At 52.8% G+C, this 24,794-nt stretch carries 23 protein-coding genes; 13 read left to right on the top strand and 10 right to left on the bottom strand.

Features of this window, described 5'->3' with window-relative positions:
- Nucleotides 1-26: 26 nt before the first annotated feature.
- The 7 genes from yhdP to csrD form a co-directional block, all read right to left on the bottom strand.
- Nucleotides 27-3,827, bottom strand: coding sequence for an AsmA2 domain-containing protein YhdP (yhdP, locus tag ACQ0PY_RS02495; RefSeq protein ID WP_109739791.1), 3,801 nt, complete (start codon nucleotides 3,825-3,827; stop codon nucleotides 27-29).
- Nucleotides 3,828-3,883: 56 nt separating this feature from the next.
- Nucleotides 3,884-5,353: a ribonuclease G gene (rng, locus tag ACQ0PY_RS02490; RefSeq protein WP_042998334.1), complete on the bottom strand. Its 1,470-nt coding sequence runs from the start codon at nucleotides 5,351-5,353 to the stop codon at nucleotides 3,884-3,886.
- On the bottom strand, nucleotides 5,343-5,936 hold the full coding sequence (locus ACQ0PY_RS02485) for a Maf family protein (protein ID WP_044327102.1): 594 nt from the start codon (nucleotides 5,934-5,936) through the stop codon (nucleotides 5,343-5,345). The genes rng and ACQ0PY_RS02485 overlap by 11 nt, the downstream gene beginning before the upstream one ends.
- Before the next feature lie 8 nt (nucleotides 5,937-5,944).
- The gene (mreD, locus tag ACQ0PY_RS02480) at nucleotides 5,945-6,433 is read right to left on the bottom strand and encodes a rod shape-determining protein MreD (protein ID WP_042998336.1); all 489 of its coding nucleotides are present in this window, start codon (nucleotides 6,431-6,433) and stop codon (nucleotides 5,945-5,947) included.
- Complete coding sequence (gene mreC / locus ACQ0PY_RS02475) at nucleotides 6,433-7,461, bottom strand: rod shape-determining protein MreC (RefSeq protein WP_042998337.1); 1,029 nt, start codon at nucleotides 7,459-7,461, stop codon at nucleotides 6,433-6,435. Before mreC ends, mreD begins: the two co-directional genes overlap by 1 nt.
- A gap of 63 nt (nucleotides 7,462-7,524) precedes the next feature.
- Nucleotides 7,525-8,568, bottom strand: a complete 1,044-nt coding sequence (gene mreB / locus ACQ0PY_RS02470; protein WP_000913396.1) for a rod shape-determining protein MreB — start codon at nucleotides 8,566-8,568, stop codon at nucleotides 7,525-7,527.
- A gap of 308 nt (nucleotides 8,569-8,876) precedes the next feature.
- Nucleotides 8,877-10,817, bottom strand: coding sequence for an RNase E specificity factor CsrD (gene csrD / locus ACQ0PY_RS02465; RefSeq protein ID WP_044263678.1), 1,941 nt, complete (start codon nucleotides 10,815-10,817; stop codon nucleotides 8,877-8,879).
- Nucleotides 10,818-11,023: 206 nt separating this feature from the next.
- Here csrD and acuI point away from each other — a divergent pair, with 206 nt between their 5' ends.
- From acuI to accC, 5 genes are all read left to right on the top strand, one after another.
- Nucleotides 11,024-11,998 carry an acrylyl-CoA reductase (NADPH) gene (gene acuI, locus ACQ0PY_RS02460; protein WP_109739790.1) on the top strand — a complete coding sequence of 325 codons (975 nt, stop codon included), beginning with the start codon at nucleotides 11,024-11,026 and terminating at the stop codon, nucleotides 11,996-11,998.
- Between the two features lie 105 nt (nucleotides 11,999-12,103).
- Nucleotides 12,104-13,108, top strand: a complete 1,005-nt coding sequence (gene msrP / locus ACQ0PY_RS02455) for a protein-methionine-sulfoxide reductase catalytic subunit MsrP (protein ID WP_042998340.1) — start codon at nucleotides 12,104-12,106, stop codon at nucleotides 13,106-13,108.
- Entirely contained in the window at nucleotides 13,109-13,708 is a 600-nt protein-coding gene (gene msrQ, locus ACQ0PY_RS02450) for a protein-methionine-sulfoxide reductase heme-binding subunit MsrQ (RefSeq protein WP_109739789.1), read from the top strand.
- 382 nt (nucleotides 13,709-14,090) lie between these two features.
- Nucleotides 14,091-14,558, top strand: a complete 468-nt coding sequence (gene accB / locus ACQ0PY_RS02445) for an acetyl-CoA carboxylase biotin carboxyl carrier protein (RefSeq protein ID WP_042998342.1) — start codon at nucleotides 14,091-14,093, stop codon at nucleotides 14,556-14,558.
- Nucleotides 14,559-14,568: 10 nt separating this feature from the next.
- Nucleotides 14,569-15,918, top strand: coding sequence for an acetyl-CoA carboxylase biotin carboxylase subunit (accC, locus tag ACQ0PY_RS02440; RefSeq protein WP_042998343.1), 1,350 nt, complete (start codon nucleotides 14,569-14,571; stop codon nucleotides 15,916-15,918).
- A gap of 92 nt (nucleotides 15,919-16,010) precedes the next feature.
- On the opposite strand, the gene ACQ0PY_RS02435 is transcribed toward accC, so the two are convergent.
- Complete coding sequence (locus tag ACQ0PY_RS02435) at nucleotides 16,011-16,448, bottom strand: DoxX family protein (protein ID WP_044255997.1); 438 nt, start codon at nucleotides 16,446-16,448, stop codon at nucleotides 16,011-16,013.
- Nucleotides 16,449-16,476: 28 nt separating this feature from the next.
- The gene (locus ACQ0PY_RS02430; protein ID WP_157959975.1) at nucleotides 16,477-17,169 is read right to left on the bottom strand and encodes an oligogalacturonate-specific porin KdgM family protein; all 693 of its coding nucleotides are present in this window, start codon (nucleotides 17,167-17,169) and stop codon (nucleotides 16,477-16,479) included.
- 579 nt (nucleotides 17,170-17,748) lie between these two features.
- On the opposite strand from ACQ0PY_RS02430, the gene ACQ0PY_RS02425 reads away from it, so the two are divergent.
- From ACQ0PY_RS02425 to ACQ0PY_RS02390, 8 genes are all read left to right on the top strand, one after another.
- A complete protein-coding gene (locus ACQ0PY_RS02425; RefSeq protein WP_042998345.1) occupies nucleotides 17,749-17,991 on the top strand; it encodes a YhdT family protein in 243 nt (80 codons plus the stop codon).
- Nucleotides 17,981-19,432, top strand: coding sequence for a sodium/pantothenate symporter (panF, locus tag ACQ0PY_RS02420; protein ID WP_042998346.1), 1,452 nt, complete (start codon nucleotides 17,981-17,983; stop codon nucleotides 19,430-19,432). The genes ACQ0PY_RS02425 and panF overlap by 11 nt, the downstream gene beginning before the upstream one ends.
- Nucleotides 19,433-19,442: 10 nt before the next feature.
- Nucleotides 19,443-20,324, top strand: coding sequence for a 50S ribosomal protein L11 methyltransferase (prmA, locus tag ACQ0PY_RS02415; protein WP_042998347.1), 882 nt, complete (start codon nucleotides 19,443-19,445; stop codon nucleotides 20,322-20,324).
- A gap of 146 nt (nucleotides 20,325-20,470) precedes the next feature.
- On the top strand, nucleotides 20,471-21,211 hold the full coding sequence (locus ACQ0PY_RS02410) for a carbonic anhydrase (protein WP_061069300.1): 741 nt from the start codon (nucleotides 20,471-20,473) through the stop codon (nucleotides 21,209-21,211).
- Between the two features lie 327 nt (nucleotides 21,212-21,538).
- Entirely contained in the window at nucleotides 21,539-22,504 is a 966-nt protein-coding gene (gene dusB / locus ACQ0PY_RS02405) for a tRNA dihydrouridine synthase DusB (RefSeq protein ID WP_044327070.1), read from the top strand.
- A 25-nt stretch (nucleotides 22,505-22,529) separates the two neighbouring features.
- Nucleotides 22,530-22,826: a DNA-binding transcriptional regulator Fis gene (gene fis, locus ACQ0PY_RS02400; protein ID WP_000462905.1), complete on the top strand. Its 297-nt coding sequence runs from the start codon at nucleotides 22,530-22,532 to the stop codon at nucleotides 22,824-22,826.
- An 85-nt stretch (nucleotides 22,827-22,911) separates the two neighbouring features.
- Nucleotides 22,912-23,796 carry an adenine-specific DNA-methyltransferase gene (gene yhdJ / locus ACQ0PY_RS02395; protein ID WP_044263680.1) on the top strand — a complete coding sequence of 295 codons (885 nt, stop codon included), beginning with the start codon at nucleotides 22,912-22,914 and terminating at the stop codon, nucleotides 23,794-23,796.
- 82 nt (nucleotides 23,797-23,878) lie between these two features.
- On the top strand, nucleotides 23,879-24,043 hold the full coding sequence (locus ACQ0PY_RS02390; protein WP_042998358.1) for a DUF2556 family protein: 165 nt from the start codon (nucleotides 23,879-23,881) through the stop codon (nucleotides 24,041-24,043).
- A gap of 27 nt (nucleotides 24,044-24,070) precedes the next feature.
- Here the strand turns inward: ACQ0PY_RS02390 and envR are convergent, their stop codons facing one another.
- Nucleotides 24,071-24,718, bottom strand: a complete 648-nt coding sequence (envR, locus tag ACQ0PY_RS02385) for an acrEF/envCD operon transcriptional regulator (RefSeq protein WP_109739787.1) — start codon at nucleotides 24,716-24,718, stop codon at nucleotides 24,071-24,073.
- Nucleotides 24,719-24,794: the final 76 nt, after the last annotated feature.

Here is a 24,794-nt window from a genome sequence, read left to right as displayed (position 1 = left end):
TGGGGCAATTCCTTGCCCCCGTCAAATCATTGCGAATTTTCTTTCCGCGGCTGGCGCAGGACTTCGTTGATTTGTGGTTTGTCGACCGGACCGGTGATCCGATAGCGCAGAATCGAGACTTTACTCCATAGCGGTCCTAGCACTTTACTGGCGGCAAAGACTGCCGCACCAACGATCGGGTTCACCGCAAACGCGGCGGCTACCCCCACCGTGGCGGAGATTTCCGGTGCCACCACCGCTTCAATATCCAGCTCGCGGCGCACCAGGTTGACCGACCCTTTCATGGCGATATCCGCTTCCAGCCCATCTACCAGCGTGTCGTCCGTATGCAATATGCCGTCTTTGATCCAGGCAGTGCTGCGAATGGAGTCGAAGTAAAAACCTTCATTGAAGGTATCGCTAAAATCGAAGCGTAGTTTACGCAGCAGCGCGTCAAAGCTCAGCAAGCGCAGCAACTGTCCCGCGTGCCCGGTGCTTAGCTCGGTGATCTCCCCTTTACCCAGACGGGTGCGGATAATGCCGTTCAGCGAGGCTTCCTCCGGCTTCCACGGCGGATTGCGCCAGTGCAGATCGTAATCCACTTTGAACGACGCGTTGCGAATCGGTGTAGAGACGCCAAAGAACCCTGCCGCGGCGTCAATTTTGTTACCCCGCAGTTTTCCTTTTAAAGAGGTACGCTCGCTGCCAGGGGTGTTAACCCACTGTCCGTCCACCGTCAGCCTGGTGAAACCGGTGTCCAGCAGACCGTTACTCAGGTTCAGAGTGTCACCCTGAATGGCCACATCCGCATCGATGCGTCCGTATTTCTGTCCCCACATCCAGCACTCTTCACAGCGTAACTGGACGTCAGGCCAGCCACGGAAACTAACGCGTTCTACGGATGCAAATGCCGATGCCGGCGTGTCGCTGTTATCCGTTTTGGCCACGGTGGGGTTGTAATAGAGGTATTTGATATTTGCCAGCCACGGCGCGTTATTGCGCATTGCCAGCGTTGCGTTGATCTCACGCCCCTGCGCCTCGACTTTAGTGCCATTCGATGCCGGTTCAGACACGAGGCTCAGGTTGTTCCACTGTTGTCCGCCCAGCGTTAACCCTGGCGTGCGCAGCGTAATGTGTTGCGGGAAGTTCGCGCTGGCGCCAACGTTGTCCACCGCACCTTTCTGGAACAGGGCCAGCCATTGTGCGCCATCCATCGCGGGCAGATTCAGCTCAATGCCTTCGCGTTCAGGCAAGGGCGGCGGCGTCCGGCTTTCCGCCGTCCAGATCGCGCGATCCAGCGTCAGCTTCTGATTTAACAGCCAGCGGCTGTTAAAATGATTTTCCTGTCCGGCGCTACCGGTCAGAGTAAAGCTACGCAGGTCGCCCGTTGCTTTAATTTTAACGGGTAATGCCTCACCCGCGCTTTTATCCAGCGGAGAAGGTAAGTGACTGCTCACATTCCTGAGATCGCCGTTCAGCTCAACATTGTAGGTCGTGCCGGAATGATACGGCAGGTCGATACCCACTTTACCGTCCCACGTCAGACTGCCGCTGAGCGCGTCATTAATTTGTGATGGCAGAACGCCAGTACGAGCGGGCTGCCAGTTACCGTTAAGATTCACCGCAACCTGATAGGCTTTCGTCCCTTCCGTGGTGGTGAAATCAACGTTCACTGGCTGATTAAACCAGTTCGCCGTCATCGGCTCGCTTTTCAGGTTGCCGTTGGTAAAGCTGAATTTGCCGCTGAGGTTTTTCAGGGTGCTGTCGAGCGGTTTGATAAACAGGCTATTATCGCGCAGCGACACATCGCCTTTTGCGGTAACTAATTCGCCGTCCAGCGGGATATCCAGATGTAAGCGAGCATTCACATCGCCGTCGATCTGCAGTTGCTCAAGCGTGGCACCCAGCGAATCCTTCAACGGCGTGTCGTCAAAATACGGACCTACCGCCTTGCCTGGCCCCTGAATATCAGCATCAATCAGCAACTTCTCTTTGGCGTAGTCCGGGATGATCGCCGTCAGGTTCGTGGCCTTCACGCCGCCTAAATTGACGCCATCGGTTTTCATCCACAGGCCGTCATTCAGGAAATCCAGCTCGATATTCAGGTCGGTCAGTGCAGGCCAGTCCGGCTGAAAGGCAAATTTCGCATTGCGTAGTGGAACCAGCACTTCAAATTGGCCTTCGTTGTGCTTGTACGGGAACAAATGCGGATTACCGCCATACACCAGCGTCGCGTTTTCCGCTTCTCCACCCTGAATCGCACCGCTGAGATAGTCCACCAGCGCCTTGCCCATCAGATTTTCCGGGAAGTAACGCCAGGCCTGAGAGCCGTCATCAGTGCTGATACCCGCCAGAATCCCCAGCCAGGGGTCATCGCCTGTCGGCTGTAGATAGCGGAAGCCGCCACGCGCATGGACCGCTTTCGCTTTCACATCAATATTACGTCCGTCCAGCTGAAAACCGTTGTCATTCTTTAGCCAGTTCAGCGTGGCAACGCCGTCTTCAATTTCTAATGGCGCACGGAAGACCGTTTCGTAGGGCATTTTGGCCTGTTTCATCGACGCGGTCAGCGCGCCATTTTCCACACTCCCGGAGAGCGTTCCGGAGAAGTGCTCTGCCCCTGGCAACAGCTTCCACTGTTTCCACGCCAGATCGCGCCATGAGGCCTGAAAACGCGTCTTTTCCGTGGCCTGAAGCGGGATATCCAGCGCCAGGGTATCGATATTTCCGCTCGGTTGGGTGGCAAGCCAGATGTCACCCAGCTCGGGCGAAAGCTTCGACACCATCGGGCGTAGCCCCTCAAGCCCGGTCAACTCCAGATGGCTGGCGCGGATGCGCAGTTCGTCACTGCGTTTTCCGTCTGCGCCACCGACTTCCTGCTCGGGGATCCAGGCGAGCTGTAGCGCACCGCGCGGCCAGGCCTTGCCGTCCATCGTGATGCGAGTATCGGGAATAGAAAACTGCCAACCCGGCTGTTCACGACTGATATGCGCCGTCAGATTGTCGACAGAGAGCGTATGGAGGTTATTGTCGCCTTTCCAGCTCGCGCCCCCCTGTTTCAGCCAGACATCGCCACCGGCGATCTCCCCTTTGCTGATAGTCATCCAACCTTCGAGGCTAAAGCGCGCGGTCTCCAGCGCCACGTTATCCTGCATCCATTTTCCCAGCCACGGCTTCACGTCGATATCGTCGGCCTGCAACCAGACCCGACCATTATTCAGCAACCCTTCATCATCACGCAGATCCATGCGCACCTGCATGACGCCGTGCTGACCGGTCAGACTGGAGAGGCTGACTTGTCCTTCCGCGCGGTGGCGGTTTTTACCATTAACCCAGGTCAGTTGCGGAATCGCCAGTTCGGCGCGCTGACCGGAGAGCGTCAGAAAGCTGATTTGACTGTCGCGGAGATCGAAGTGATCGAACTGGCGCAGGAAAAGATCGTTGATTCGGCTGGCTTCCAGACCGTCACCGCTTTCGCTGCGTTCAATCGGCGTGTTGGTACGGAAATTCAGTTGCCAGAAGGTGAGATCGCGAAATTGCCAGCGCATGTGCAGCAAACTTTGCCAGACATCCAGCGCCAGGGTAACGCGTTTTACCGAAAATTCGCCACCGTCTTTCAGTTCCGCGCGGATATCACGTGCTTCGAGAGTGGGACCAAAATTTTGCCAGTTGGCGGAGATCTGGCTGGCCTTGACCGGCAGCCCCGTCGCAGACTCAATTTTGCTGAGGATCGTCGGACGCCAACTGTCGAGATGCGGTAATGCCAGGCGCAAACCACTGACCAACAGCGCTACGACAACGACGAGCGCGGCTCCAGTGAGCAATAATATCCCCGGCAATCGCCTCACGCGTCTCTCCTTGTCTGCCTGAAAATGCGCCGCCCGTCACGCGGCACCGTATCGGTTTACATCATTACGACGTCAAACTGCTCCTGGTTATAGAGCGGTTCAATTTGTACTTTCACCTGTTTGCCGACAAAAATCTCAACTTCCGCCAGCGCGTGCGACTCTTCCCCTTTCAGGGTTTCCGCCACTGCCGGAGAAGCATAGACCAGGAAGCGGTCGGAGTCGTAGGCATGGTGCACGCGAACGATCTCACGCATGATCTCATAGCAGACAGTTTCCACCGTCTTCACCGTGCCGCGTCCGTGACAGGTCGGACATTCGTTGCACAACACATGCTCCACGCTCTCACGCGTGCGCTTGCGCGTCATCTCCACCAGACCCAACTGCGAAAAACCGTTAATGCTGGTTTTCACCCGATCTTTACTCAGCGCCTGCTCAAGCGAATGCAGTACCCGGCGACGGTGATCCTCATTATTCATGTCGATAAAATCGATAATAATGATACCGCCGAGATTACGCAGTCGCAGCTGACGGGCAATCGCCTGGGTCGCTTCAATATTAGTGTTGAAGATGGTGTCATCAAGATTACGATGGCCGACAAACGCGCCGGTATTGATATCGACGGTGGTCATCGCTTCAGTTTGATCGATAATCAGATAGCCGCCGGATTTCAGTTCCACTTTACGCTCCAGCGCTCGCTGGATTTCATTCTCAACGTCAAAGAGATCGAAAATCGGCTGGCGTCCGCTGTAATGCTCCAGCTTGCTGGTCATTTCCGGGATGTATTCCGCAGTAAACTCCAGCAGGGCTTCATAGGTCAGACGGGAATCCACGCGAATGCGGTCTAACTGTGCGTCAGCAAAATCACGCAGTACACGCTGCGCCAGCGCCAGCTCGCCATACATCTGGTAACGCGTCTGCGGACGCTTTTTGCGCTCCATCACTTTGGTCCAGACGCGCTTGAGGTACGCGGCGTCTGACGCCAGATCGTCTTCACAAACGCCTTCTGCCGCAGTGCGGATGATAAATCCCCCCTGCTCGTCACAGTACTCAGCGACCACTTTCTTCAGGCGCTCACGCTCGGCTTCACTTTCGATACGCTGAGACACACCCACGTGCGAGGCGCCGGGCATAAAGACCAGATAACGAGACGGTAAAGTGATGTCGGTGGTCAGACGCGCGCCTTTGGTGCCCAACGGATCTTTCACCACCTGCACCATCAGATCTTGCCCCTGACGCACCAGCTCCGAAATATCGCGAACAGTAAACTGCTTCTGCTCTTCACCCGCCACGCATTCGGTGTGCGGCATAATGTCGGAAGCGTGAAGAAACGCGGCTTTATCCAGCCCAATATCTACAAAAGCCGCCTGCATACCCGGAAGTACGCGACTGACCCGACCTTTGTAGATATTGCCTACGATCCCGCGTCGCGCTTCGCGCTCAATATGAATTTCTTGCAGAATACCGCCATCAATGTACGCCACGCGTGTTTCCGATGGCGTTACGTTTACCAACAATTCAGCCGTCATGTGTATCCCTTTTCTCACGCAGTGAGTTAAAATTGCTCAGCAACTCATACGTTTCAACCAGCGGTAAGCCGACTACGGCGTGATAGCTGCCATTTATCTTCCTGACAAAACAGCCACCCCGCCCCTGAATACCGTATGCACCTGCTTTATCCATCGGTTCACCGCTGGCGATATAGTCAGCGATATCCGCATCCGTCAACGCTCTGAACGTCACCTCGGTCATCACCAGGCAGTCAAGCACATACTGGCTATCCGCCAGCGCAACGGCCGTCATCACCTGATGCGTTTGCCCGGACAATTTGCGCAACATCAGCGCCGCATGGTGTGCGTCACGTGGCTTCTCTAACACTTCTCCGTTGAGGATAACGATGGTATCCGCCCCCAGAACAGGGAGATCGCGCGGCGTCTGCGCCACGCCGGCCTGGGCTTTTTCCCGCGCCAGACGCGACACATATTGCTGTGCGCTTTCCCCCTCGCCACGCGTTTCTTCGATTCCCGTAACAATACGTTCGAAAGAAACGCCTAACTGCGTGAGCAGTTCCTGACGACGCGGCGAACCGGAAGCTAAGTATAGAGATGTCATAGAAACCTTTATTGCACTGCAAATTGCTGGCGGACTTTACGCATCAGCAAGAAAAGCCACGGCCAGAGCACTCCGTTGACTACACTACTCCAGAACACTTCAGGTCTGAAAGAGACGTTGATCACTAAAAACTCTGACCAGAAAACAATAATATCCACCACCAGCGAAAGCAACATCACCACCAGTGCCTGCTGCCAGAGCGCCAGATTGCGAAAGAGCTGAAATTTCAGCGCAACCAGGTAAGCGATGATGCTCATCGACAATGCCCGCACGCCAAGCGTGGAACCACTAATGAGATCCAGTATGGCACCCATCACGAAACCTGTGCCCACATTGACGCGATGCGGCAGGGCGAGGATCCAGTAGAGTAAAATAAGCAGCACCCAGTTTGGCCGAAAGACAATGATCTCATCCGGCCAGGGCATCACTTGCAATAACAGAGCGATAAAGAACGAGAGCCAGATAACCCAGCGACCCTGGCTACGATAGCTTGCCACTACTGGCCTCCCGGCGCACGCGCTGGAGGCGGCGTCGCACCCGCTGGCGGAGCGGCAGGTGATGACGTGATACCGGTTGCTGGCGCAGGCACGGGCGACGGCGGCCCCATCATGTCCGGAGACGGCAACACTTGCGGCATCATCTGCATCAGACGTTCATTCGCCACGCGATGCACATCTTCCGGCGTCATCGGGTTGGCGCCGTTACGGTCAGCCCCCCACAGCAACAGCAGATAGCGCAGACGCTGTAAGCCCGCAGTAGGACGCGCCTGAATCACGGTGTAAGCACGTTGAGTATCCAGCTTAACGGAAGAGACCACGCCAACCGGATAGCCTTCCGGGAAACGACCGCCCAGACCAGACGTAACCAGCACATCGCCAACGCGAATATCGGTATTGGCTGGCAGGTGTTCGAGTTGCAGATCGTCGGTGCAGCCGTTACCGGCCGCGATCACCCGGATGTCGTTGCGCAACACCTGAATGGGTAAGGCATGCGTGGCATCACAAATCAGCAGGACGCGGCTGGTCAGCTTCGCCACCGCGACGACCTGACCGACAACGCCTTTGTCGCTGATTACCGGTTGGCCTTCGTAAACGCCGTTCACGCTGCCTTTGTCGATAACCACCTGGTCGCTGTAGGGATCGTTAACCGTGGAGATGACCTGCGTCACCATCTTTTGTTCATCCTGACGCAGCGGCGAACCCAGCAGCTCGCGCAGGCGCGCGTTCTCCTGTTTGTACTGCCCCAGCATCAACAGTTCACTGTTTTTCAGCAGCAGTTCCTGGCGCAGCGCCCGGTTTTCAAGCTCAAGCTGGTCGCGTGAGGCGAGCGTTTGCGAGACGCCATCAAGCAGTTCACGGGGACCATTGGAAATAAAGTAGAAAGGACTGACGGCGGTATCCATGTAGGTACGGATCTGACTGAACGTACCCAGGCGGCTGTCGGCAATAATAACGCCGAGCGCCACCAACACCGCCAGAATAAGGCGAATCTGTAGCGAGGGGCCACGGCTAAAAATTGGCTTCATAAGTTTGCGTATTCTCGTATCAGAGTCGGCAGGACAGCATAATGCTCTCCTGCCGGCACCCGATTACTCTTCGCTGAACAGGTCGCCGCCGTGCATGTCGATCATTTCCAGCGCTTTGCCGCCGCCACGCGCCACACAGGTCAGCGGGTCTTCAGCGACAACAACTGGAATACCGGTTTCTTCCATTAACAGACGATCAAGGTTACGCAACAGCGCGCCACCGCCAGTGAGCACCATTCCGCGCTCGGAGATATCAGACGCCAGTTCCGGCGGGCACTGTTCCAGTGCAACCATCACCGCGCTAACGATACCGGTCAGCGGCTCCTGCAGGGCTTCCAGAATCTCGTTAGAGTTCAGGGTGAAGCCGCGAGGAACACCTTCTGCCAGGTTACGACCGCGCACTTCGATTTCGCGCACTTCGTCGCCCGGATAAGCAGAACCAATTTCATGCTTGATACGCTCTGCGGTGGCTTCACCGATCAGAGAACCGTAGTTACGGCGCACATAATTAATGATGGCTTCATCGAAGCGATCGCCGCCGATACGAACAGAAGAAGAATAGACCACACCGTTCAGGGAGATAACGGCGACTTCCGTCGTACCGCCACCGATGTCCACAACCATCGAGCCGGTTGCCTCAGAAACGGGCAGACCCGCACCGATTGCCGCCGCCATCGGCTCTTCAATCAGGAAGACTTCGCGGGCGCCAGCGCCCTGTGCGGATTCACGAATAGCACGACGCTCAACCTGAGTGGCACCAACCGGTACGCACACCAGCACTCGCGGGCTTGGACGCATAAAGCTGTTGCTGTGCACTTGCTTGATGAAGTGCTGGAGCATTTTTTCAGTCACGAAGAAATCGGCAATAACGCCGTCTTTCATTGGGCGAATAGCAGCAATGTTGCCCGGCGTACGACCCAGCATCTGCTTCGCATCATGACCTACTGCAGCCACGCTTTTCGGTGAACCGGCACGATCCTGACGAATGGCCACAACGGAAGGCTCATTCAATACGATGCCTTGTCCTTTTACATAAATGAGGGTATTCGCGGTACCCAGGTCAATGGACAAGTCATTGGAAAACATGCCACGAAATTTTTTCAACATACTAAGGGATAATCCTGAAAGCTGGGGCGGAAAACAAAATCCGCTTACTTTACCAACCACACGCAGCAGCGACAAGGCGCAAAAATCATCTGCTACGGTGAAAATTAGTGCAGTTCGTTTCCTTTGTTACAAATCTCTACCTGAGTCCCTCAGGGCTGAGTACTTCAGCAGCAATCCTCGCCCTCATTTGCAACCGGTTTAAGGTCATTCACCTGCATATGTGCTGTTACAAAATGGCGAGCAGACAAGCACACCCCCATGAAGGCACAGCGCGCGTTATTCTACGTGAAAACTGAACAAACGGCAGGTTAAACCGAGTATCTTTGAGAATATTTTTTCACATTGGTATCCAGCGGCTGGGAGGCAGCAAAAAAATCCCCCTGTCCACCGGAAACACCACGCGCTGTCAGCGTCTGCCACTCACCGCGCGAACGTACACCCGTTGCGTAAACCTGGGTGCTGGTGCCTGAGCACGCCTCCACCAGGCTTTGAACCAGCAACTGGTTTTCCGTTCGCTTCTCAATGTTCCTGACCAGACTCGGATGGAGCTTGATCAATTCCACATTGAGTTCCTTAATCCAGCTGGTACTCACCAGCGTTAAGCCCGCCTGCGTGACGGCAACCCGAACGCCTAATGCATTCACTAAGCGGATAACGGGCTGCAACCGGCTGATGTGTTGACCTACATCCGCCTCCGCAAGTTCAATAATTATGCGTTTTCGTTGCGATTTTTCACACTGCATCAAGGTATCGCGTAACCAACGCTGAAAACGTGGACGAATCAGCGACTCTACCGTCACCTGCATCGCCAGATTCTCTTCCGGCCAGTAGTTTAGCAGCGGGATGACGCGGCTTATTTGTAAGCGGTCATACTCTTCTGATAAACCGAACTGTAACACCATCGGCATGTATTCCGCCGTGCTGACCTCTTCATTACCATCAAAGATGCGGCACATCAGTTCCCGATGATGCACATGTCCGTCCCGAGTGACGGCCGGTTTCTGATAAATTCGCGGGCCGCCGCGGCTGAGCATCTGCTCAATCAGCGTTCGCCAGCGCACGTTGCCACGCCCTTTTTCCGGCAACGAGTCGTCATACACCGCCCAGCTATTTCCGCCCTGCAACACAGCATTGCGGGTCGCCGCCTCTGCATGTTCCATCACCTGTTCAGTCGACTGCCCGCTACGCCAGGCGCAAATGCCGATATGTACCATATCGTCACGATCGAGCATTTTATTAGTCGGAAGTGCATCGACTGCTTTTAAAAGTTGTCCGGCTACGCTTTCCGCCTCTTTCAAAGTGCGGTGCGGCAGCAAAACGGCAAAGTCGCTGCGATGGTAGCGCGCCAGTAGCGACCCCGGAAAACGCATCATAAAAGTGGACAATAAATTGATCAGACTAAACAGCTCTTCTTCGGCGAGGTTACGCCCCCAACTGTCGCGCAACAGGTTAAAGTCCGGCAGGCGAATCATCATCACCACGCCATGCGCGCCGATCTTCTCCTGATCGTCCAGCAACGTCGCCAGTTGGTTGTCAAAAAAGAGCCGATTGCTGAGGCCGGTTTTGGTGTCCTGCGCGGCGTAAGAGCGAATCAGCGTATCGAGACGGCTCCGCTGCTCCTGGGCGCTCTGGATTTCGGACAACAGCATATCCAGCGCGCTACTGGTGCGCGCCGGCCATTCATAGACCGTACCCCGTACACTGGCTCCCCGTTCTCCATTCAAAATTCGCGTCGAACGCATCTCCAGCAGTTCCTGACCGGAAAGTTGACGCTGTAGCCAACGTACCGACAGAAACAGCATCAGTACAATAAAACCAATGGCCAGCGTGAGCGGTGCCGTCGTCATCAGTGAATGAAAATAGTTACCCATCGGATCCTGATAGACCAGATCCATCGTCATTCCCGGGTGCTTCATCAGCGGAACCGAGAGCTCGCGAAAGAGATTACTGGTGCCAACCGGGCGATAGCTACTGTTACGGGTTTGGCTATAAATGACCTTTTCACCCTGCAGCAGATCGACGCGTACGACGTCGGCAGACACCATCAGTTCGTCAATTTGCGATGTTAACTGTTTGAAATCGCGTGAAACAAGATGCGTGTCAATGGCTGTCGCCACCGCCTGGACACGATGGGCCATCTTGTACTGGATGGCGTTGTAAAAGCTCAGCGAGCAGCCGATCAGGGTGACAAAGATCGTTAACCCGGTGAGCAGCGTGACAAAAGCTGAGAATTTCGTCGTTAATCGCATCCTTGAGTTAACTCCGACGGTTGAATTGCGACACGAAACTGCTTAACCAAACGCAAAATTCGTCCGGTTGCGCAAAGAGTGAGTGCATACTACCAAATCAGGTGTATCTGGCAATTTATTGCGTTGCATCGGATTCACGTTTCAATTAGCGAGTATAGTCTTCAGACGTCATTTTCCAATCCACCATGCAGAATTGAGGACAGGTTATGCAGGCTTTGATCTTAGAACAGCAGGACGGTAAAACCCTTGCTTCCGTGCAGACTCTTGAAGAAAGTCGGCTGCCGGAAGGCGATGTCACAGTGGATGTCCACTGGTCCAGTCTGAACTATAAAGATGCGCTCGCCATCACCGGAAAAGGAAAAATCATCCGCAACTTTCCGATGATTCCTGGCATTGATTTCGCTGGCACCGTTCGGACCAGCGAAGATCCTCGTTTTCATGCGGGGCAGGAGGTGTTGCTGACCGGTTGGGGCGTTGGCGAAAATCATTGGGGTGGTCTGGCAGAACAGGCACGCGTGAAAGCGGACTGGCTGGTTGCGCTGCCAAAAGGGCTGGACAGCCGTAAAGCGATGGTGATCGGCACTGCCGGGTTTACTGCCATGCTGTGCGTGATGGCGCTTGAAGAGGCGGGCATTCGTCCGCAAGACGGTGAAATCGTGGTCACCGGCGCCAGCGGCGGTGTCGGCAGTACCGCGGTCGCGCTGCTGCATAAACTGGGCTATCAGGTTGTTGCGGTGTCCGGACGTGAAAGCACCCATGATTATCTCCGCCAGTTGGGCGCAAGCCGTATTCTGGGTCGTGATGAGTTCGCCGAATCCCGTCCACTGGAAAAACAACTGTGGGCCGGGGCAATTGATACCGTGGGTGATAAAGTGCTGGCGAAAGTGCTTGCGCAAATGAACTACGGGGGCTGTGTCGCCGCCTGTGGTCTGGCGGGCGGTTTTGCCCTGCCAACGACAGTGATGCCGTTTATTTTGCGCAACGTTCGTCTGCAAGGGGTGGATTCTGTGATGACACCACTGGCGCGCCGTGCTCAGGCCTGGCAGCGTCTGGTGAATGACTTACCGGAATCATTCTATGCACAGGCAGCAACGGAAATTTCACTGGCTGAGGCGCCGAAGTTCGCCGATGCCATCATTAATAACCAGGTACAAGGCCGTACGCTGGTTAAAGTGAAGTAAACACAAACGCCGTAGAAATTTACACTTAATTAACGAAATTTCGCTGCGCACTGACAGACTCCCTGCCATAGTAACTACGCATTATATGTACGCCTGGAGTCTGTTATGAAGAAATTACGTCCACTCAAAGAAGCCGATGTCACTGCCGAATCGGCTTTCTTTATGCATCGCCGCCAGGTGCTGAAAGCGCTGGGGATCGGGGCTGCCACGCTGTCGCTGCCGATATCCGCGCAGGCGGATCTGTTGAGCTGGTTCAAAGGCAACGATCGTCCACCCGCGCCCGCCGGCAAACCGCTGGAATTCAGCAAACCCGCCGCATGGCAAAACACGCTGCCTTTAACGCCAGAAGATAAAGTCACTGGCTACAACAACTTCTACGAGTTTGGTCTGGATAAGGCCGATCCTGCCGCCAATGCGGGCAGCATGAAAACCGATCCCTGGACGTTGAAAATCAGTGGTGAAGTGGCTAAACCATTAACCCTGGATCACGATGCGCTCACCACACGCTTTCCTTTAGAGGAGAGGATTTACCGGATGCGCTGTGTTGAAGCCTGGTCGATGGTGGTGCCGTGGATTGGCTTTCCTTTACATAAGCTGCTGGCGCTCGTCGAACCCACCAGCAATGCAAAATATGTCGCGTTCGAGACGCTTTATGCGCCGGACGACATGCCGGGACAAAAAGATCGCTTCATTGGCGGCGGTTTGAAATATCCTTATGTCGAAGGACTGCGCCTGGACGAGGCAATGCATCCCCTGACGCTGCTGACCGTTGGTGTATACGGTAAAGCATTACCGCCGCAAAACGGCGCGCCTGTACGCCTGACAGTGCCGTGGAAATATGGCTTTAAAGGCATTAAATCGATCGTCAGCATTAAACTGACCCGCGAGCGGCCCCCCACCACCTGGAATCTTGCCGCTGCCGATGAGTACGGTTTTTACGCTAATGTGAATCCGCATGTTGATCACCCGCGCTGGTCGCAGGCAACGGAACGATTTATCGGCGCAGGCGGGATTCTGGATGTCCAACGGCAACCCACCCTACTGTTTAACGGCTATGCCGATGAAGTGGCCTCGCTGTATCGCGGCCTGAACTTGCGGGAGAATTTCTAAGTGCGGCTGAGTGCAAAGCAGATTACCTGGCTGAAAGTGGCGCTTCATCTGGCGGGATTGCTACCATTTCTCTGGCTGTTCTGGGCCATTAACAACGGCGGGCTCAGCGCCGATCCGGTAAAGGACATCCAGCACTTTACCGGTAGGACAGCTCTGAAATTTTTGCTCGCTGCCTTGCTGGTCACGCCGCTCGCACGCTACGCTAAACAGCCATTATTGATACGCACCCGTCGTCTGCTGGGGTTATGGTGTTTCGCCTGGGCTACGCTGCATCTGACCAGTTACGCGCTGCTGGAGTTAGGTATCCATAATCTCGGATTGTTGGGACGAGAACTGATTACGCGCCCGTATTTAACGCTTGGGATCATCAGTTGGCTCATCCTGCTCGCGCTGACGCTAACATCAACACAGGCAGCACAACGAAAATTGGGTAAGCGCTGGCAATTTTTGCACAACTTCGTCTATCTGGTGGCGATCCTCGCGCCGATACATTATCTGTGGTCGGTGAAGATTGTGTCACCTCAACCCATCATTTATGCTCTGCTCGCACTGCTGCTTTTGGCCTGCCGTTACAAGAAGTTCCGCCAGTGGTGGCGCTAGTTCGGCGAACTGTGCAGTCGGTTACAAAATGCAGAGACTCGGATGTTATTTGTGTGTTAGCGGTTGATTATCTTCCCTGATAAGACCAGTATTTAGCTGCCAATTGCTACGAAATCATTATAATGTGCGACCTTGGCTCCCTGGACAGCGTTTTTAGACCGCTGAAAAGGTGACAATCGAGCATTGAAGGTATATTTTGTTTTTTGCCGGAGGATTGCAGCAAATCGCTGCATGTTAACCGACAAGTCTCACATGAATCGTTGAGGCGGAATATACCGGCGTCCTGGCCGGCGCAAGCCGTTTTGCCATCGGGACTCACGCTTTACAGACAGCGCTTAATGCCTGTCACAATCACACTAAACAAAGAGTACGGAACCCACTCATGGATATTCGTAAGATTAAAAAACTGATCGAGCTGGTTGAAGAATCAGGCATCTCCGAACTGGAAATTTCTGAAGGCGAAGAGTCTGTACGCATCAGCCGCGCAGCGCCAGCAGGTAGCTTCCCGGTGATGCAACAAGCCTACGCTGCACCAATGATGCAGCAGCAACCGGCTCTGTCTAACGCAGTTGCTCCGGCAGCAGAAGCGCCGGCAGCCGCCGCAGCAGAAATCAGTGGTCACATCGTACGTTCCCCAATGGTTGGTACTTTCTACCGCACCCCGAGCCCGGACGCTAAAGCGTTCATCGAAGTGGGTCAGAAAGTCAATGTAGGCGATACCCTGTGCATCGTTGAAGCCATGAAAATGATGAACCAGATCGAAGCGGACAAATCAGGTACCGTGAAAGCTATCCTGGTCGAAAGTGGTCAACCGGTAGAATTTGACGAGCCGCTGGTCGTCATCGAGTAACGAGGCGAACATGCTGGATAAAATTGTTATCGCCAACCGCGGCGAGATTGCATTGCGAATTCTTCGTGCCTGTAAAGAACTGGGTATCAAGACTGTCGCTGTGCACTCAAGCGCGGATCGCGATTTAAAACACGTATTGCTGGCGGATGAGACGGTTTGTATTGGTCCGGCTCCGTCCGTAAAAAGCTATCTGAACATCCCGGCTATCATCAGCGCCGCTGAAATCACTGGCGCGGTAGCGATTCACCCGGGTTATGGCTTTCTCTCTGAGAACGCCAACTTTGCTGAGCAGGTTGAACGCTCTGGCTTTATCTTCATCGGCCCGAAAGCGGACACCATCCGTCTGATGGGTGACAAAGTATCGGCGATCACCGCGATGAAGAAAGCTGGCGTCCCGACCGTACCGGGTTCTGACGGCCCGCTGACCGACGATATGGATGCGAACCGTGCCCATGCAAAACGCATCGGCTATCCGGTTATCATCAAGGCGTCCGGCGGCGGCGGCGGTCGCGGTATGCGCGTAGTACGCGGCGATGCCGAACTGGCGCAATCCATCTCCATGACCAAAGCGGAAGCGAAAGCAGCTTTCAGCAACGACATGGTTTATATGGAGAAATACCTCGAGAACCCACGCCACATCGAAATTCAGGTGCTGGCAGACGGTCAGGGTAACGCGATTTATCTGGCGGAACGTGACTGCTCTATGCAGCGTCGTCACCAGAAAGTCGTCGAAGAAGCACCGGCACCGGGTATTACCCCAGAACTGCGTCGCTTCATTGGCGAGCGTTGCGCGAAAGCCTGTGTGGATATCGGCTATCGCGGCGCGGGCACCTTTGAATTCCTGTTCGAAAACGGCGAGTTCTACTTCATTGAAATGAACACCCGTATTCAGGTTGAACACCCGGTTACCGAAATGATCACCGGTGTTGACCTGATCAAAGAACAGTTGCGCATTGCTGCTGGCCAGCCGCTGTCGATCAAGCAAGAAGAGGTGCAGGTCAAAGGCCACGCGGTGGAATGCCGTATCAATGCTGAAGACCCGAACACCTTCCTGCCGAGCCCGGGTAAAATCACCCGCTTCCACGCGCCAGGCGGTTTTGGCGTGCGCTGGGAGTCGCATATCTATGCCGGTTACACCGTACCGCCATACTATGACTCCATGATCGGCAAGCTTATCTGCTACGGCGAAACCCGTGATGTGGCGATTGCCCGCATGAAAAACGCGCTGCAGGAACTGATCATCGACGGTATTAAAACCAACGTTGATCTGCAGACGCGCATCATGAACGACGAGCACTTCCAGCAAGGTGGTACTAACATCCACTATCTGGAGAAAAAGCTCGGCCTCACTGAGAAGTAATTCTCGGTGCACAGCAAAATGGGCTCGGAAGAGCCCATTTTTTTACACCGATTTATCTTCTTCTAAGGCCCGAATTTTCGGGCCTTCTCTTTTTACCGGCGAGAAGAAAATTCAGACATTACGGAATATTTTCCACCACCCAGAAAGAGCATACAAAACCCACCACACAGATATATAGCCTGTAACTCCAGGGCCCATGATCCCTGAGGCGTCAGAGCCAATACTTTCCCGTCCATCACCAGATATGTCGCAAACAGCATTGTGAAGGTAAAAATTGCCGCCGCATAACGTGTCATGACGCCGAGAATCAGCATTAACGGCGCGACGATTTCGCCGATGAACGATCCCCACGCGATAAAAGCCGGCAAATGGTGAGATTCCAGCAGGAACACGACTGCGCCAAGTCCGTGTTTCGCTTTCGCTACGCCATGAAAAAGCATAAGCCCACCAAAGACTACTCGCAGTATTAATTTTGCCGCATCCGGGTTATTAGTATATCGATGAAATACTTCATTCCATTGTTTTAACATTCTGTGCAACTCCATTTCATCCCTTGCTTTAATAGGTATACTGGAAACCTATCCGGAAACGTGTTTGCCTGTCGTCTTGCAGTCTGTTAACGGAGACATTGCCAATCTCAATATAAGGTGCCCAGTTTTTGGTGACAGAGTAGGCGACCTTCATGTCATGCTCATAGTCAGCGTGACTTTCATTATAAATATCGGTATTGGCATGTAAGTAAACAAAGTTGTATTCAAACTTCCAGTCACCGGTCTTATAGCCAAGCCACGCGTCATAACGCCCAGTTGCTTTATTATTCAGGTCTTCATTATCCTGCAAAGTGTAATCATAACGATAGCGCAGGTTCAGATAAAAACCGTTACCCAGTATGGTCCCGAGTAACAGGTTAGGTTTATAGATGGTATTACCCGAATTACTATCAATATTAAAAGCAGGGATCAAATACATTTTGGGATTAAGGATAAAGCGATAGCTGATAGTGGCTTCACTACCGTTATTATCTAATTCATTAAAAGGCTCATTTGCATCGTCACCACTTGATTTATAACGGGTCTCGACAGAGAAACCGAATTGGTTATCAAACCGATGCGCAAAATAGATACGATCTTTATTAATTTTTCCATCATCGAAGTAGTCGTGACGTAAATCGATAACAGATTCAGCGGCCAGGACATTGCAGCTAACCAGTATTGCCACCGCACTAATAGTCATTCTCTTATTTAATTTCATATTAAAGTCCATGTATGAACGCAAAAAAAGACCTTTCCGTCTCTGACAGAATTAAGAAAAGGCATTGCCACTGAGAATCTCGCTACTCAGAAAACCCGATAACAGGTTCAGCGCCGGTTAAGAATATTATTGTTATATCACCCTGTAAATTGCAGTCATTAATAAAATATGAGATCTGGCGAGCAAAATAAGAGGCATAAGAAAACATCCATATAAATAGCCATTGAGAAAAAACAGCGCATTCATCGACTTTATATAGTCGTCACAGCTTATTACGTCATTAATTAATAACATACCGTTAGTCGCCTTATTATTAATTAATAACGGAGGAGCTATCTAATTTAGGTACTTTGCCCAATAAAAACGAGAGTAATCAATATTATTATCTAAAACAAAAATAGAAAAATAAAAATAGAATACGTTGATTTTCAGAACAGTTCGTTTTGATTAATTGATCGTGATTATTTTGTCTCCTCACCCCACAGGGGCAAGATCGTTCTTCAGCCGCCACCTTTCTCTCCCCCCTGACCTGCGGCTTAAGGTACAATCCCCGCTTTCTTTTTCAACAAGGGACAAAAAATGGACAAACGTTTTGTTCAGGCCAATAAAGAAGCGCGTTGGGCGCTATGGCTGACCCTTCTCTATCTGGCTGCCTGGCTCGCCGCAGCTTACATTCCAGGGGTGACGCCGGGCATAACCGGGTTGCCGCACTGGTTTGAAATGGCTTGCCTGTTAACACCGCTGATCTTCATTTTGCTGTGCTGGGCCATGGTGAAATTTATCTATCGTGACATTCCCCTGGAGGATGACGATGCAGCTTGAAGTCATTCTGCCGCTGGTTGCCTATCTGGTTGTTGTGTTCGGTCTTTCTGTTTATGCCATGCGTAAACGGCAGACCGGCACCTTCCTGAATGAATATTTTCTGGGTAGCCGTTCCATGGGGGGGATCGTCCTGGCGATGACCCTGACCGCGACATACATCAGCGCCAGCTCATTTATTGGTGGACCTGGTGCGGCCTATAAATACGGACTGGGATGGGTGTTGCTGGCGATGATTCAGCTTCCCGCCGTCTGGCTTTCGCTGGGGATACTCGGCAAGAAATTCGCCATCCTTGCCCGTCGCTATAATGCCGTCACCCTCAACGACATGCTGTTTGCCCGCTACCAGAGTCGCCTGCTGGTGTGGCTGGCGAGCCTCAGCCTGCTCGTGGCGTTTGTCGGTGCCATGACCGTGCAGTTCATCGGCGGCGCACGCCTGCTGGAAACGGCGGCGGGTATTCCCTATGAAACAGGCCTGCTGATTTTCGGTATCAGTATCGCGCTGTATACCGCGTTCGGCGGCTTTCGTGCCAGCGTACTTAACGACACAATGCAGGGACTGGTGATGCTGATTGGCACCATCGTGCTGCTGGTCGGTATCGTGCATGCGGCCGGTGGCCTGAGCCATGCCGTAGAGACCTTAAACACCATCGACCCAAAACTGGTTTCACCGCAGGGCGCCGATGACATTCTGTCTCCGACCTTTATGACCTCATTCTGGGTACTGGTCTGTTTTGGTGTGATCGGTCTGCCGCATACGGCGGTGCGCTGCATCTCCTACAAAGACAGCAAAGCGGTACACCGCGGGATAATCATCGGTACCATCGTGGTGGCGATCCTGATGTTTGGTATGCATCTTGCCGGCGCGCTGGGTCGTGCGGTTATCCCTGACCTGACGGTGCCGGATCTGGTGATCCCCACGCTGATGGTCAAAGTGCTGCCGCCTTTCGCCGCCGGGATCTTCCTTGCCGCGCCAATGGCGGCCATTATGTCGACGATCAACGCCCAGTTGCTGCAAAGTTCCGCTACGATCATTAAAGATCTCTATCTTAATATTCGCCCGGAACAGTTGCAGAACGAGACGCGGTTGAAACGAATATCGGCGATGATCACCCTCATCTTAGGCGCGCTGCTCTTACTTGCCGCCTGGAAACCGCCAGAGATGATCATCTGGCTGAATCTGCTGGCGTTTGGCGGTCTGGAAGCCGTGTTCTTGTGGCCGCTGGTGCTTGGCCTTTACTGGGAGCGCGCGAATGCGACCGGAGCGCTGAGTGCGATGATTGTCGGCGGCGTGCTGTATGCGATTCTCGCCACCTTTAACGTTCAGTACCTGGGCTTCCATCCGATTGTGCCCTCGTTGCTGCTAAGTTTGCTGGCTTTCCTGGTCGGAAACCGTTTCGGTTCTCCTGCCCCGCAAGCCGCTGTATTGACTACTGATAAATAAAGAGTTTGCCATGCCATGGATCCAATTAAAACTGAACACGACGGGCGCTAACGCGGAAGCATTGAGCGATGCCCTGATGGAAGCGGGTTCCGTTTCCATCACCTTCCAGGACACGCACGACACGCCGGTTTTTGAGCCATTGCCGGGCGAAACACGCCTGTGGGGCGACACCGACGTTATCGGTCTGTTTGATGCCGAAACCGACATGAAAGAAGTCGTCGCCATCCTGGAACACCATCCGCTGCTGGGCGTCGGGTTCGCGCATAAAATTGAACAACTGGAAGATAAGGACTGGGAACGCGAGTGGATGGATAACTTCCACCCCATGCGTTTTGGCGAACGCCTGTGGATCTGCCCAAGCTGGCGCGACGTGCCGGATGAAAATGCCGTCAACGTAATGCTCGACCCCGGTCTGGCGTTTGGTACCGGCACTCATCCCACCACCTCACTGTGCCTGCAGTGGCTCGACAGTCTCGATTTAACCGGTAAGACCGTTATCGACTTTGGTTGCGGTTCCGGCATCCTCGCAATTGCCGCACTGAAACTGGGCGCCGCAAAAGCGATCGGTATCGATATTGATCCGCAGGCGATTCAGGCCAGCCGTGATAACGCCCAGCGTAATGGTGTATCAGAACGTCTTGAACTCTACCTGCCACAGGATCAGCCAGACGCCATGAAAGCCGACGTAGTGGTCGCCAACATTCTGGCAGGCCCATTACGCGAGCTGGCACCGTTAATCAGCGTCCTGCCCGTTACAGGTGGTCTGCTGGGCCTTTCCGGTATCCTTGCCAGCCAGGCGGAAAGTGTTTGTGAAGCTTATGCCGATCTCTTCGCTCTCGATCCGGTGGTGGAGAAAGAAGAGTGGTGTCGAATCACGGGCCGTAAGAAGTAACCCTGTCTCCCGCGCGTGGCCGTACTACCGGCCACGTTTTTCAGCATTTCGCCCGCTCCTTCCTCTTCCTCTCATACGGTAAAATAGACGCGTAACTCATTGAAGTTACAAATATAAAAATCTATTTTATTCATTGGAAGAATTTCATGAACCCTTTTTTGAGCAAGGCAACTCTTCTCGCGTTAAGCATCATGTCATCCACCGCAATGGCGTCACACTGGAGCTATGAGGGTGAAGGATCCCCGGAACACTGGGGCGCACTCAGTGAAGAGTATAAAACCTGTCAGACCGGGATGAATCAGTCCCCAATAAACATCGACCAGTCGGCAAATGCCCACCTGAAGCCCCTGAAAACCCACTACACTGAGGGCCCCATTACTCTCATTAACAATGGTCATACAATCCAGGCCGCGTTAAAGAGCGCAACGGCTGATACCATCGCGATTGACGGGACTCCGTTTACATTGCAGCAATTCCACTTTCATGCCCCAAGCGAAAATACGGTTCACGGTAAACATTACGCGATGGAAATGCATCTTGTGCACAAAGACGCAAATGGTGCTATCGCCGTTGTTGCGGTCATGTTTGATAAAGGGGCGGCAAACACTGAGCTGGACAAACTGTGGGCGACTATGCCTGAACAAACCGGGCAGGACGCTAACGTCACCTCACAAATGGATCTGAATGCCCTGCTGCCGAAAAACAAACGCTTTTGGCGTTTCAGCGGTTCACTGACCACACCGCCCTGCTCTGAAGGGGTAACCTGGATTGTCATGAAGCACCCTCTGACGCTGTCCGCCGCGCAGTTAGAAAAATTCAGCCATACGATGCATCATGACAATAATCGTCCGCCCCAACCGCTGAACGGTCGTGTCGTGGTCGAGTGATGACCGATGCGTTGCGCAATCATCTGCTGAAATGAGAGCGATGTCACATTAACTCAAGATAATCTGCTGATTAATTCAGCAGATTATCTTGCAAGCCCGCGCAGATTCGAAGAAAAAATGAGAAGTTACGCAAAATTATAAGCGTACAGAATTTCGTCACGCTTTTGTAATGCAATGATTTGTATGGCTAATTATTTTATGGCGTTGACGTTAACGGCGATTCTTTGATCCACCGCAGAGGATTGGTCAAAGTTTGGCCTTTCATCTCGTGCAAAAAATGCGTAATATACGCCGCCTTGCAGTCACAGTATGGTCATTTCTTAACTCATGCGCATCGGACAATACCAGCTTAGAAATCGCCTGATCGCAGCGCCCATGGCTGGCATCACTGACAGACCTTTTCGGACGCTGTGTTATGAGATGGGAGCCGGATTGACCGTATCCGAGATGATGTCGTCTAACCCGCAGGTTTGGGAAAGCGACAAATCCCGTTTACGGATGGTGCACGTTGATGAGCCAGGAATTCGCACGGTGCAAATTGCCGGTAGCGACCCTGTTGAGATGGCCGATGCCGCACGGATTAACGTGGAAAGCGGCGCCCAGATTATTGATATCAATATGGGGTGTCCGGCTAAAAAAGTGAATCGCAAGCTCGCAGGTTCAGCCCTCTTGCAGTACCCGGATTTAGTGAAGTCGATACTAACCGGGGTGGTTAATGCAGTGGACGTTCCTGTGACCCTGAAGATTCGCACCGGCTGGGCTCCGGAACACCGTAACTGCGTAGAGATTGCCCAACTGGCTGAAGACTGTGGCATTCAGGCTCTGACCATTCATGGACGCACCCGCGCCTGTTTGTTCAATGGAGACGCTGAGTACGACAGTATTCGGGCAGTTAAGCAGAAAGTTTCCATTCCGATTATCGCGAATGGTGACATTACTGACCCGCTTAAAGCCAGAGCTGTGCTTGACTATACGGGGGCTGATGCCCTGATGATAGGCCGCGCAGCTCAGGGAAGACCCTGGATCTTTCGGGAAATCCAGCATTATCTGGACACTGGGGAGTTGCTATCCCCCCTGCCTCTGGCAGAGGTTAAGCGCTTGCTTTGTGCGCATGTTCGGGAACTGCATGACTTTTATGGCCAGGCAAAAGGGTACCGAATAGCGCGTAAACACGTCTCCTGGTATCTCCAGGAGCACGCTCCAAATGACCAGTTTCGGCGCACATTCAACGCCATTGAGGATGCCAGCGAACAGCTGGAGGCGTTGGAGGCATACTTCGAAAATTTTGCGTAAACAGAAATAAAGAGCTGACAGAACTATGTTCGAACAACGCGTAAATTCTGACGTACTGACCGTTTCTACCGTTAACTCTCAGGATCAGGTAACCCAAAAACCCCTGCGTGACTCGGTTAAACAGGCACTGAAGAACTATTTTGCTCAACTGAACGGTCAGGATGTTAATGACCTCTATGAGCTGGTACTGGCTGAAGTAGAACAGCCCCTGTTGGACATGGTGATGCAATACACCCGTGGTAACCAGACCCGTGCTGCCCTGATGATGGGCATCAACCGTGGTACGCTGCGTAAAAAATTGAAAAAATACGGCATGAACTAATCTCGATTAGCTAATTGCTTGTTTAAAAAGGCGCTACTCGGCATGGGGAAGCGCCTTTTTTATACGCCTCTTTTGTGGAGCCGATATGAACTCACGATGTGAGCCACACTACTTTGGTGATGAATCTGCGTCGATCATCCACGGAGATGCGCTGACAGAACTCAAGAAACTCCCCGCTGAAAGCGTCGATTTAATCTTTGCCGACCCGCCTTACAATATCGGAAAGGATTTTGACGGGATGGTCGAGTCCTGGGACGAAGACATCTTCCTGGGCTGGCTGTTCGCGTGCATTGAGGAGTGTCATCGGGTGCTGAAAAAACAGGGCACGATGTACATCATGAACAGCACCGAAAACATGCCGCATATCGATCTCAAATGCAGAACGCTGTTTACCATCAAAAGCCGGATTGTCTGGTCTTATGACAGTTCAGGCGTGCAGGCGAAGAAATTCTTTGGCTCAATGTACGAACCGATCCTGATGATGGTCAAAGATGCCCGACAGTACACTTTCAACAGTGACGCTATTCTGGTTGAGACCAAAACCGGTGCGAAAAGAGCGCTGATTGACTACCGTAAAAACCCACCACAGCCTTACAACACGCAAAAAGTTCCGGGCAACGTCTGGGAATTTCCCCGCGTGCGTTATTTGATGGATGAATATGAAAACCATCCGACGCAAAAACCTATCGCCCTGCTAAAACGGATCGTTTTGGCCTCCTCCAATCCTGGCGATACGGTGCTGGATCCCTTCGCCGGCAGCTTTACGACAGGTGCTGTGGCCGTGGAATCGGGACGTAAATTCATCGGTATTGAGGTCAATAATGAGTATGTGAAGATGGGGCTCAGACGGCTGAACATCAGCTCACACTACTCCCAGGAAGAGCTGACGAAAATCAAAAAGAGAAAGACGAAAAACCTGTCGAAAAAGAGTCGAACGGCGTCAGATGTGGTGAAGATGACAGCAAAGTAAAAGCATTGTAAGCCTGCTTTTCAGGACGCATTTTTCGTGTATATTTCCTGCACGCTTGGGCATGAATACACAGGATTTGGCAATGATTCGTAAGTATTGGTGGCTGGTTGTTTTTGCGGTCTCCGTGTTCCTTTTTGATGCGTTACTGATCCAGTGGATTGAACTGATCACCACAGAAGTCGATAAATGCCGCAATATGGATTCTGTCAATCCGCTCAAGCTGGTCAACTGTACCGAATTACAATAGCGTGTCATTGATAGACAGGAGAAATGATTATAGGGTTTCCGATGTTAATTGCATGACATATCCATCAGGAATTAACATCCTTAATACATTATCCACCAGCGCCGGTGCCTGCTGATAAAGATCGTAGCGGGTAGAATTCATCAACCAGTTTTTCACGATCCCGCTAAAACTACCGTGAATAATAATTAACACAACGTCTAAATCCAGGGTTCTGGAAATTAACCCTTCCGTCATACTCGCCTGCAACGCGTCGCGTAGTCCCCTCTGGCTAAACCCAATTTTCTCGCGTATTTCCTGTTCTGATATCATCCCCTCATGAAATTCACATTTATGATATAAAATTTGCAGCAAGGCCTGCTGCCGGGGAATTTCCGCGATATATTGCAATCCGGCAATTAACTTTTCGCGCAACCGCTGCAAGGGATTATCGCAGTCATGCAAAGCTAACCGGTCCTGAATAAGATCACGTAATGGCGGTTGCTGTAGCCAGAGTTCATTGAAGAGCTGCGTTTTGTTGTCAAAATGCCAGTAGATAGCCCCCCGCGTGACCTGGGCCGCGTCGGCAATGTCGTTAAGCGTCGTGTTGCCAACGCCTCGCGTGGCAAACTGGATGATTGCAGTCTCAATCAAATGTTGTCGCGTTTTTAACGCTTCGGCTTTTGTTCTTTTAGCCATAAGTTATCGTTTCAGGAGCAGGATAAAAAACAGAAATATGGCAATTCACAATTGCCGTTCAAAAAGAACTGTATCA

This window comes from Citrobacter sp. LST-B2, from assembly GCF_057983045.1.
The sequence above is the reverse complement of the archived record's forward strand: the minus strand, read 5'-3'. Positions and strand labels throughout refer to the sequence as shown.

Coding starts and splice junctions, on each gene's coding strand:
- ACQ0PY_RS02410 (WP_061069300.1), top strand. CDS start 20,471: ATGAACCCTTTTTTGAGCAAGGCAACTCTTCTCGCGTTAAGCATCATG.
- mreB (WP_000913396.1), bottom strand. CDS start 8,568: ATGTTGAAAAAATTTCGTGGCATGTTTTCCAATGACTTGTCCATTGAC.
- prmA (WP_042998347.1), top strand. CDS start 19,443: ATGCCATGGATCCAATTAAAACTGAACACGACGGGCGCTAACGCGGAA.
- fis (WP_000462905.1), top strand. CDS start 22,530: ATGTTCGAACAACGCGTAAATTCTGACGTACTGACCGTTTCTACCGTT.
- ACQ0PY_RS02485 (WP_044327102.1), bottom strand. CDS start 5,936: ATGACATCTCTATACTTAGCTTCCGGTTCGCCGCGTCGTCAGGAACTG.
- yhdJ (WP_044263680.1), top strand. CDS start 22,912: ATGAACTCACGATGTGAGCCACACTACTTTGGTGATGAATCTGCGTCG.
- ACQ0PY_RS02430 (WP_157959975.1), bottom strand. CDS start 17,169: ATGAAATTAAATAAGAGAATGACTATTAGTGCGGTGGCAATACTGGTT.
- msrP (WP_042998340.1), top strand. CDS start 12,104: ATGAAGAAATTACGTCCACTCAAAGAAGCCGATGTCACTGCCGAATCG.
- mreC (WP_042998337.1), bottom strand. CDS start 7,461: ATGAAGCCAATTTTTAGCCGTGGCCCCTCGCTACAGATTCGCCTTATT.
- acuI (WP_109739790.1), top strand. CDS start 11,024: ATGCAGGCTTTGATCTTAGAACAGCAGGACGGTAAAACCCTTGCTTCC.
- ACQ0PY_RS02390 (WP_042998358.1), top strand. CDS start 23,879: ATGATTCGTAAGTATTGGTGGCTGGTTGTTTTTGCGGTCTCCGTGTTC.
- envR (WP_109739787.1), bottom strand. CDS start 24,718: ATGGCTAAAAGAACAAAAGCCGAAGCGTTAAAAACGCGACAACATTTG.
- rng (WP_042998334.1), bottom strand. CDS start 5,353: ATGACGGCTGAATTGTTGGTAAACGTAACGCCATCGGAAACACGCGTG.
- accB (WP_042998342.1), top strand. CDS start 14,091: ATGGATATTCGTAAGATTAAAAAACTGATCGAGCTGGTTGAAGAATCA.
- csrD (WP_044263678.1), bottom strand. CDS start 10,817: ATGCGATTAACGACGAAATTCTCAGCTTTTGTCACGCTGCTCACCGGG.
- dusB (WP_044327070.1), top strand. CDS start 21,539: ATGCGCATCGGACAATACCAGCTTAGAAATCGCCTGATCGCAGCGCCC.
- ACQ0PY_RS02425 (WP_042998345.1), top strand. CDS start 17,749: ATGGACAAACGTTTTGTTCAGGCCAATAAAGAAGCGCGTTGGGCGCTA.
- panF (WP_042998346.1), top strand. CDS start 17,981: ATGCAGCTTGAAGTCATTCTGCCGCTGGTTGCCTATCTGGTTGTTGTG.
- ACQ0PY_RS02435 (WP_044255997.1), bottom strand. CDS start 16,448: ATGTTAAAACAATGGAATGAAGTATTTCATCGATATACTAATAACCCG.
- accC (WP_042998343.1), top strand. CDS start 14,569: ATGCTGGATAAAATTGTTATCGCCAACCGCGGCGAGATTGCATTGCGA.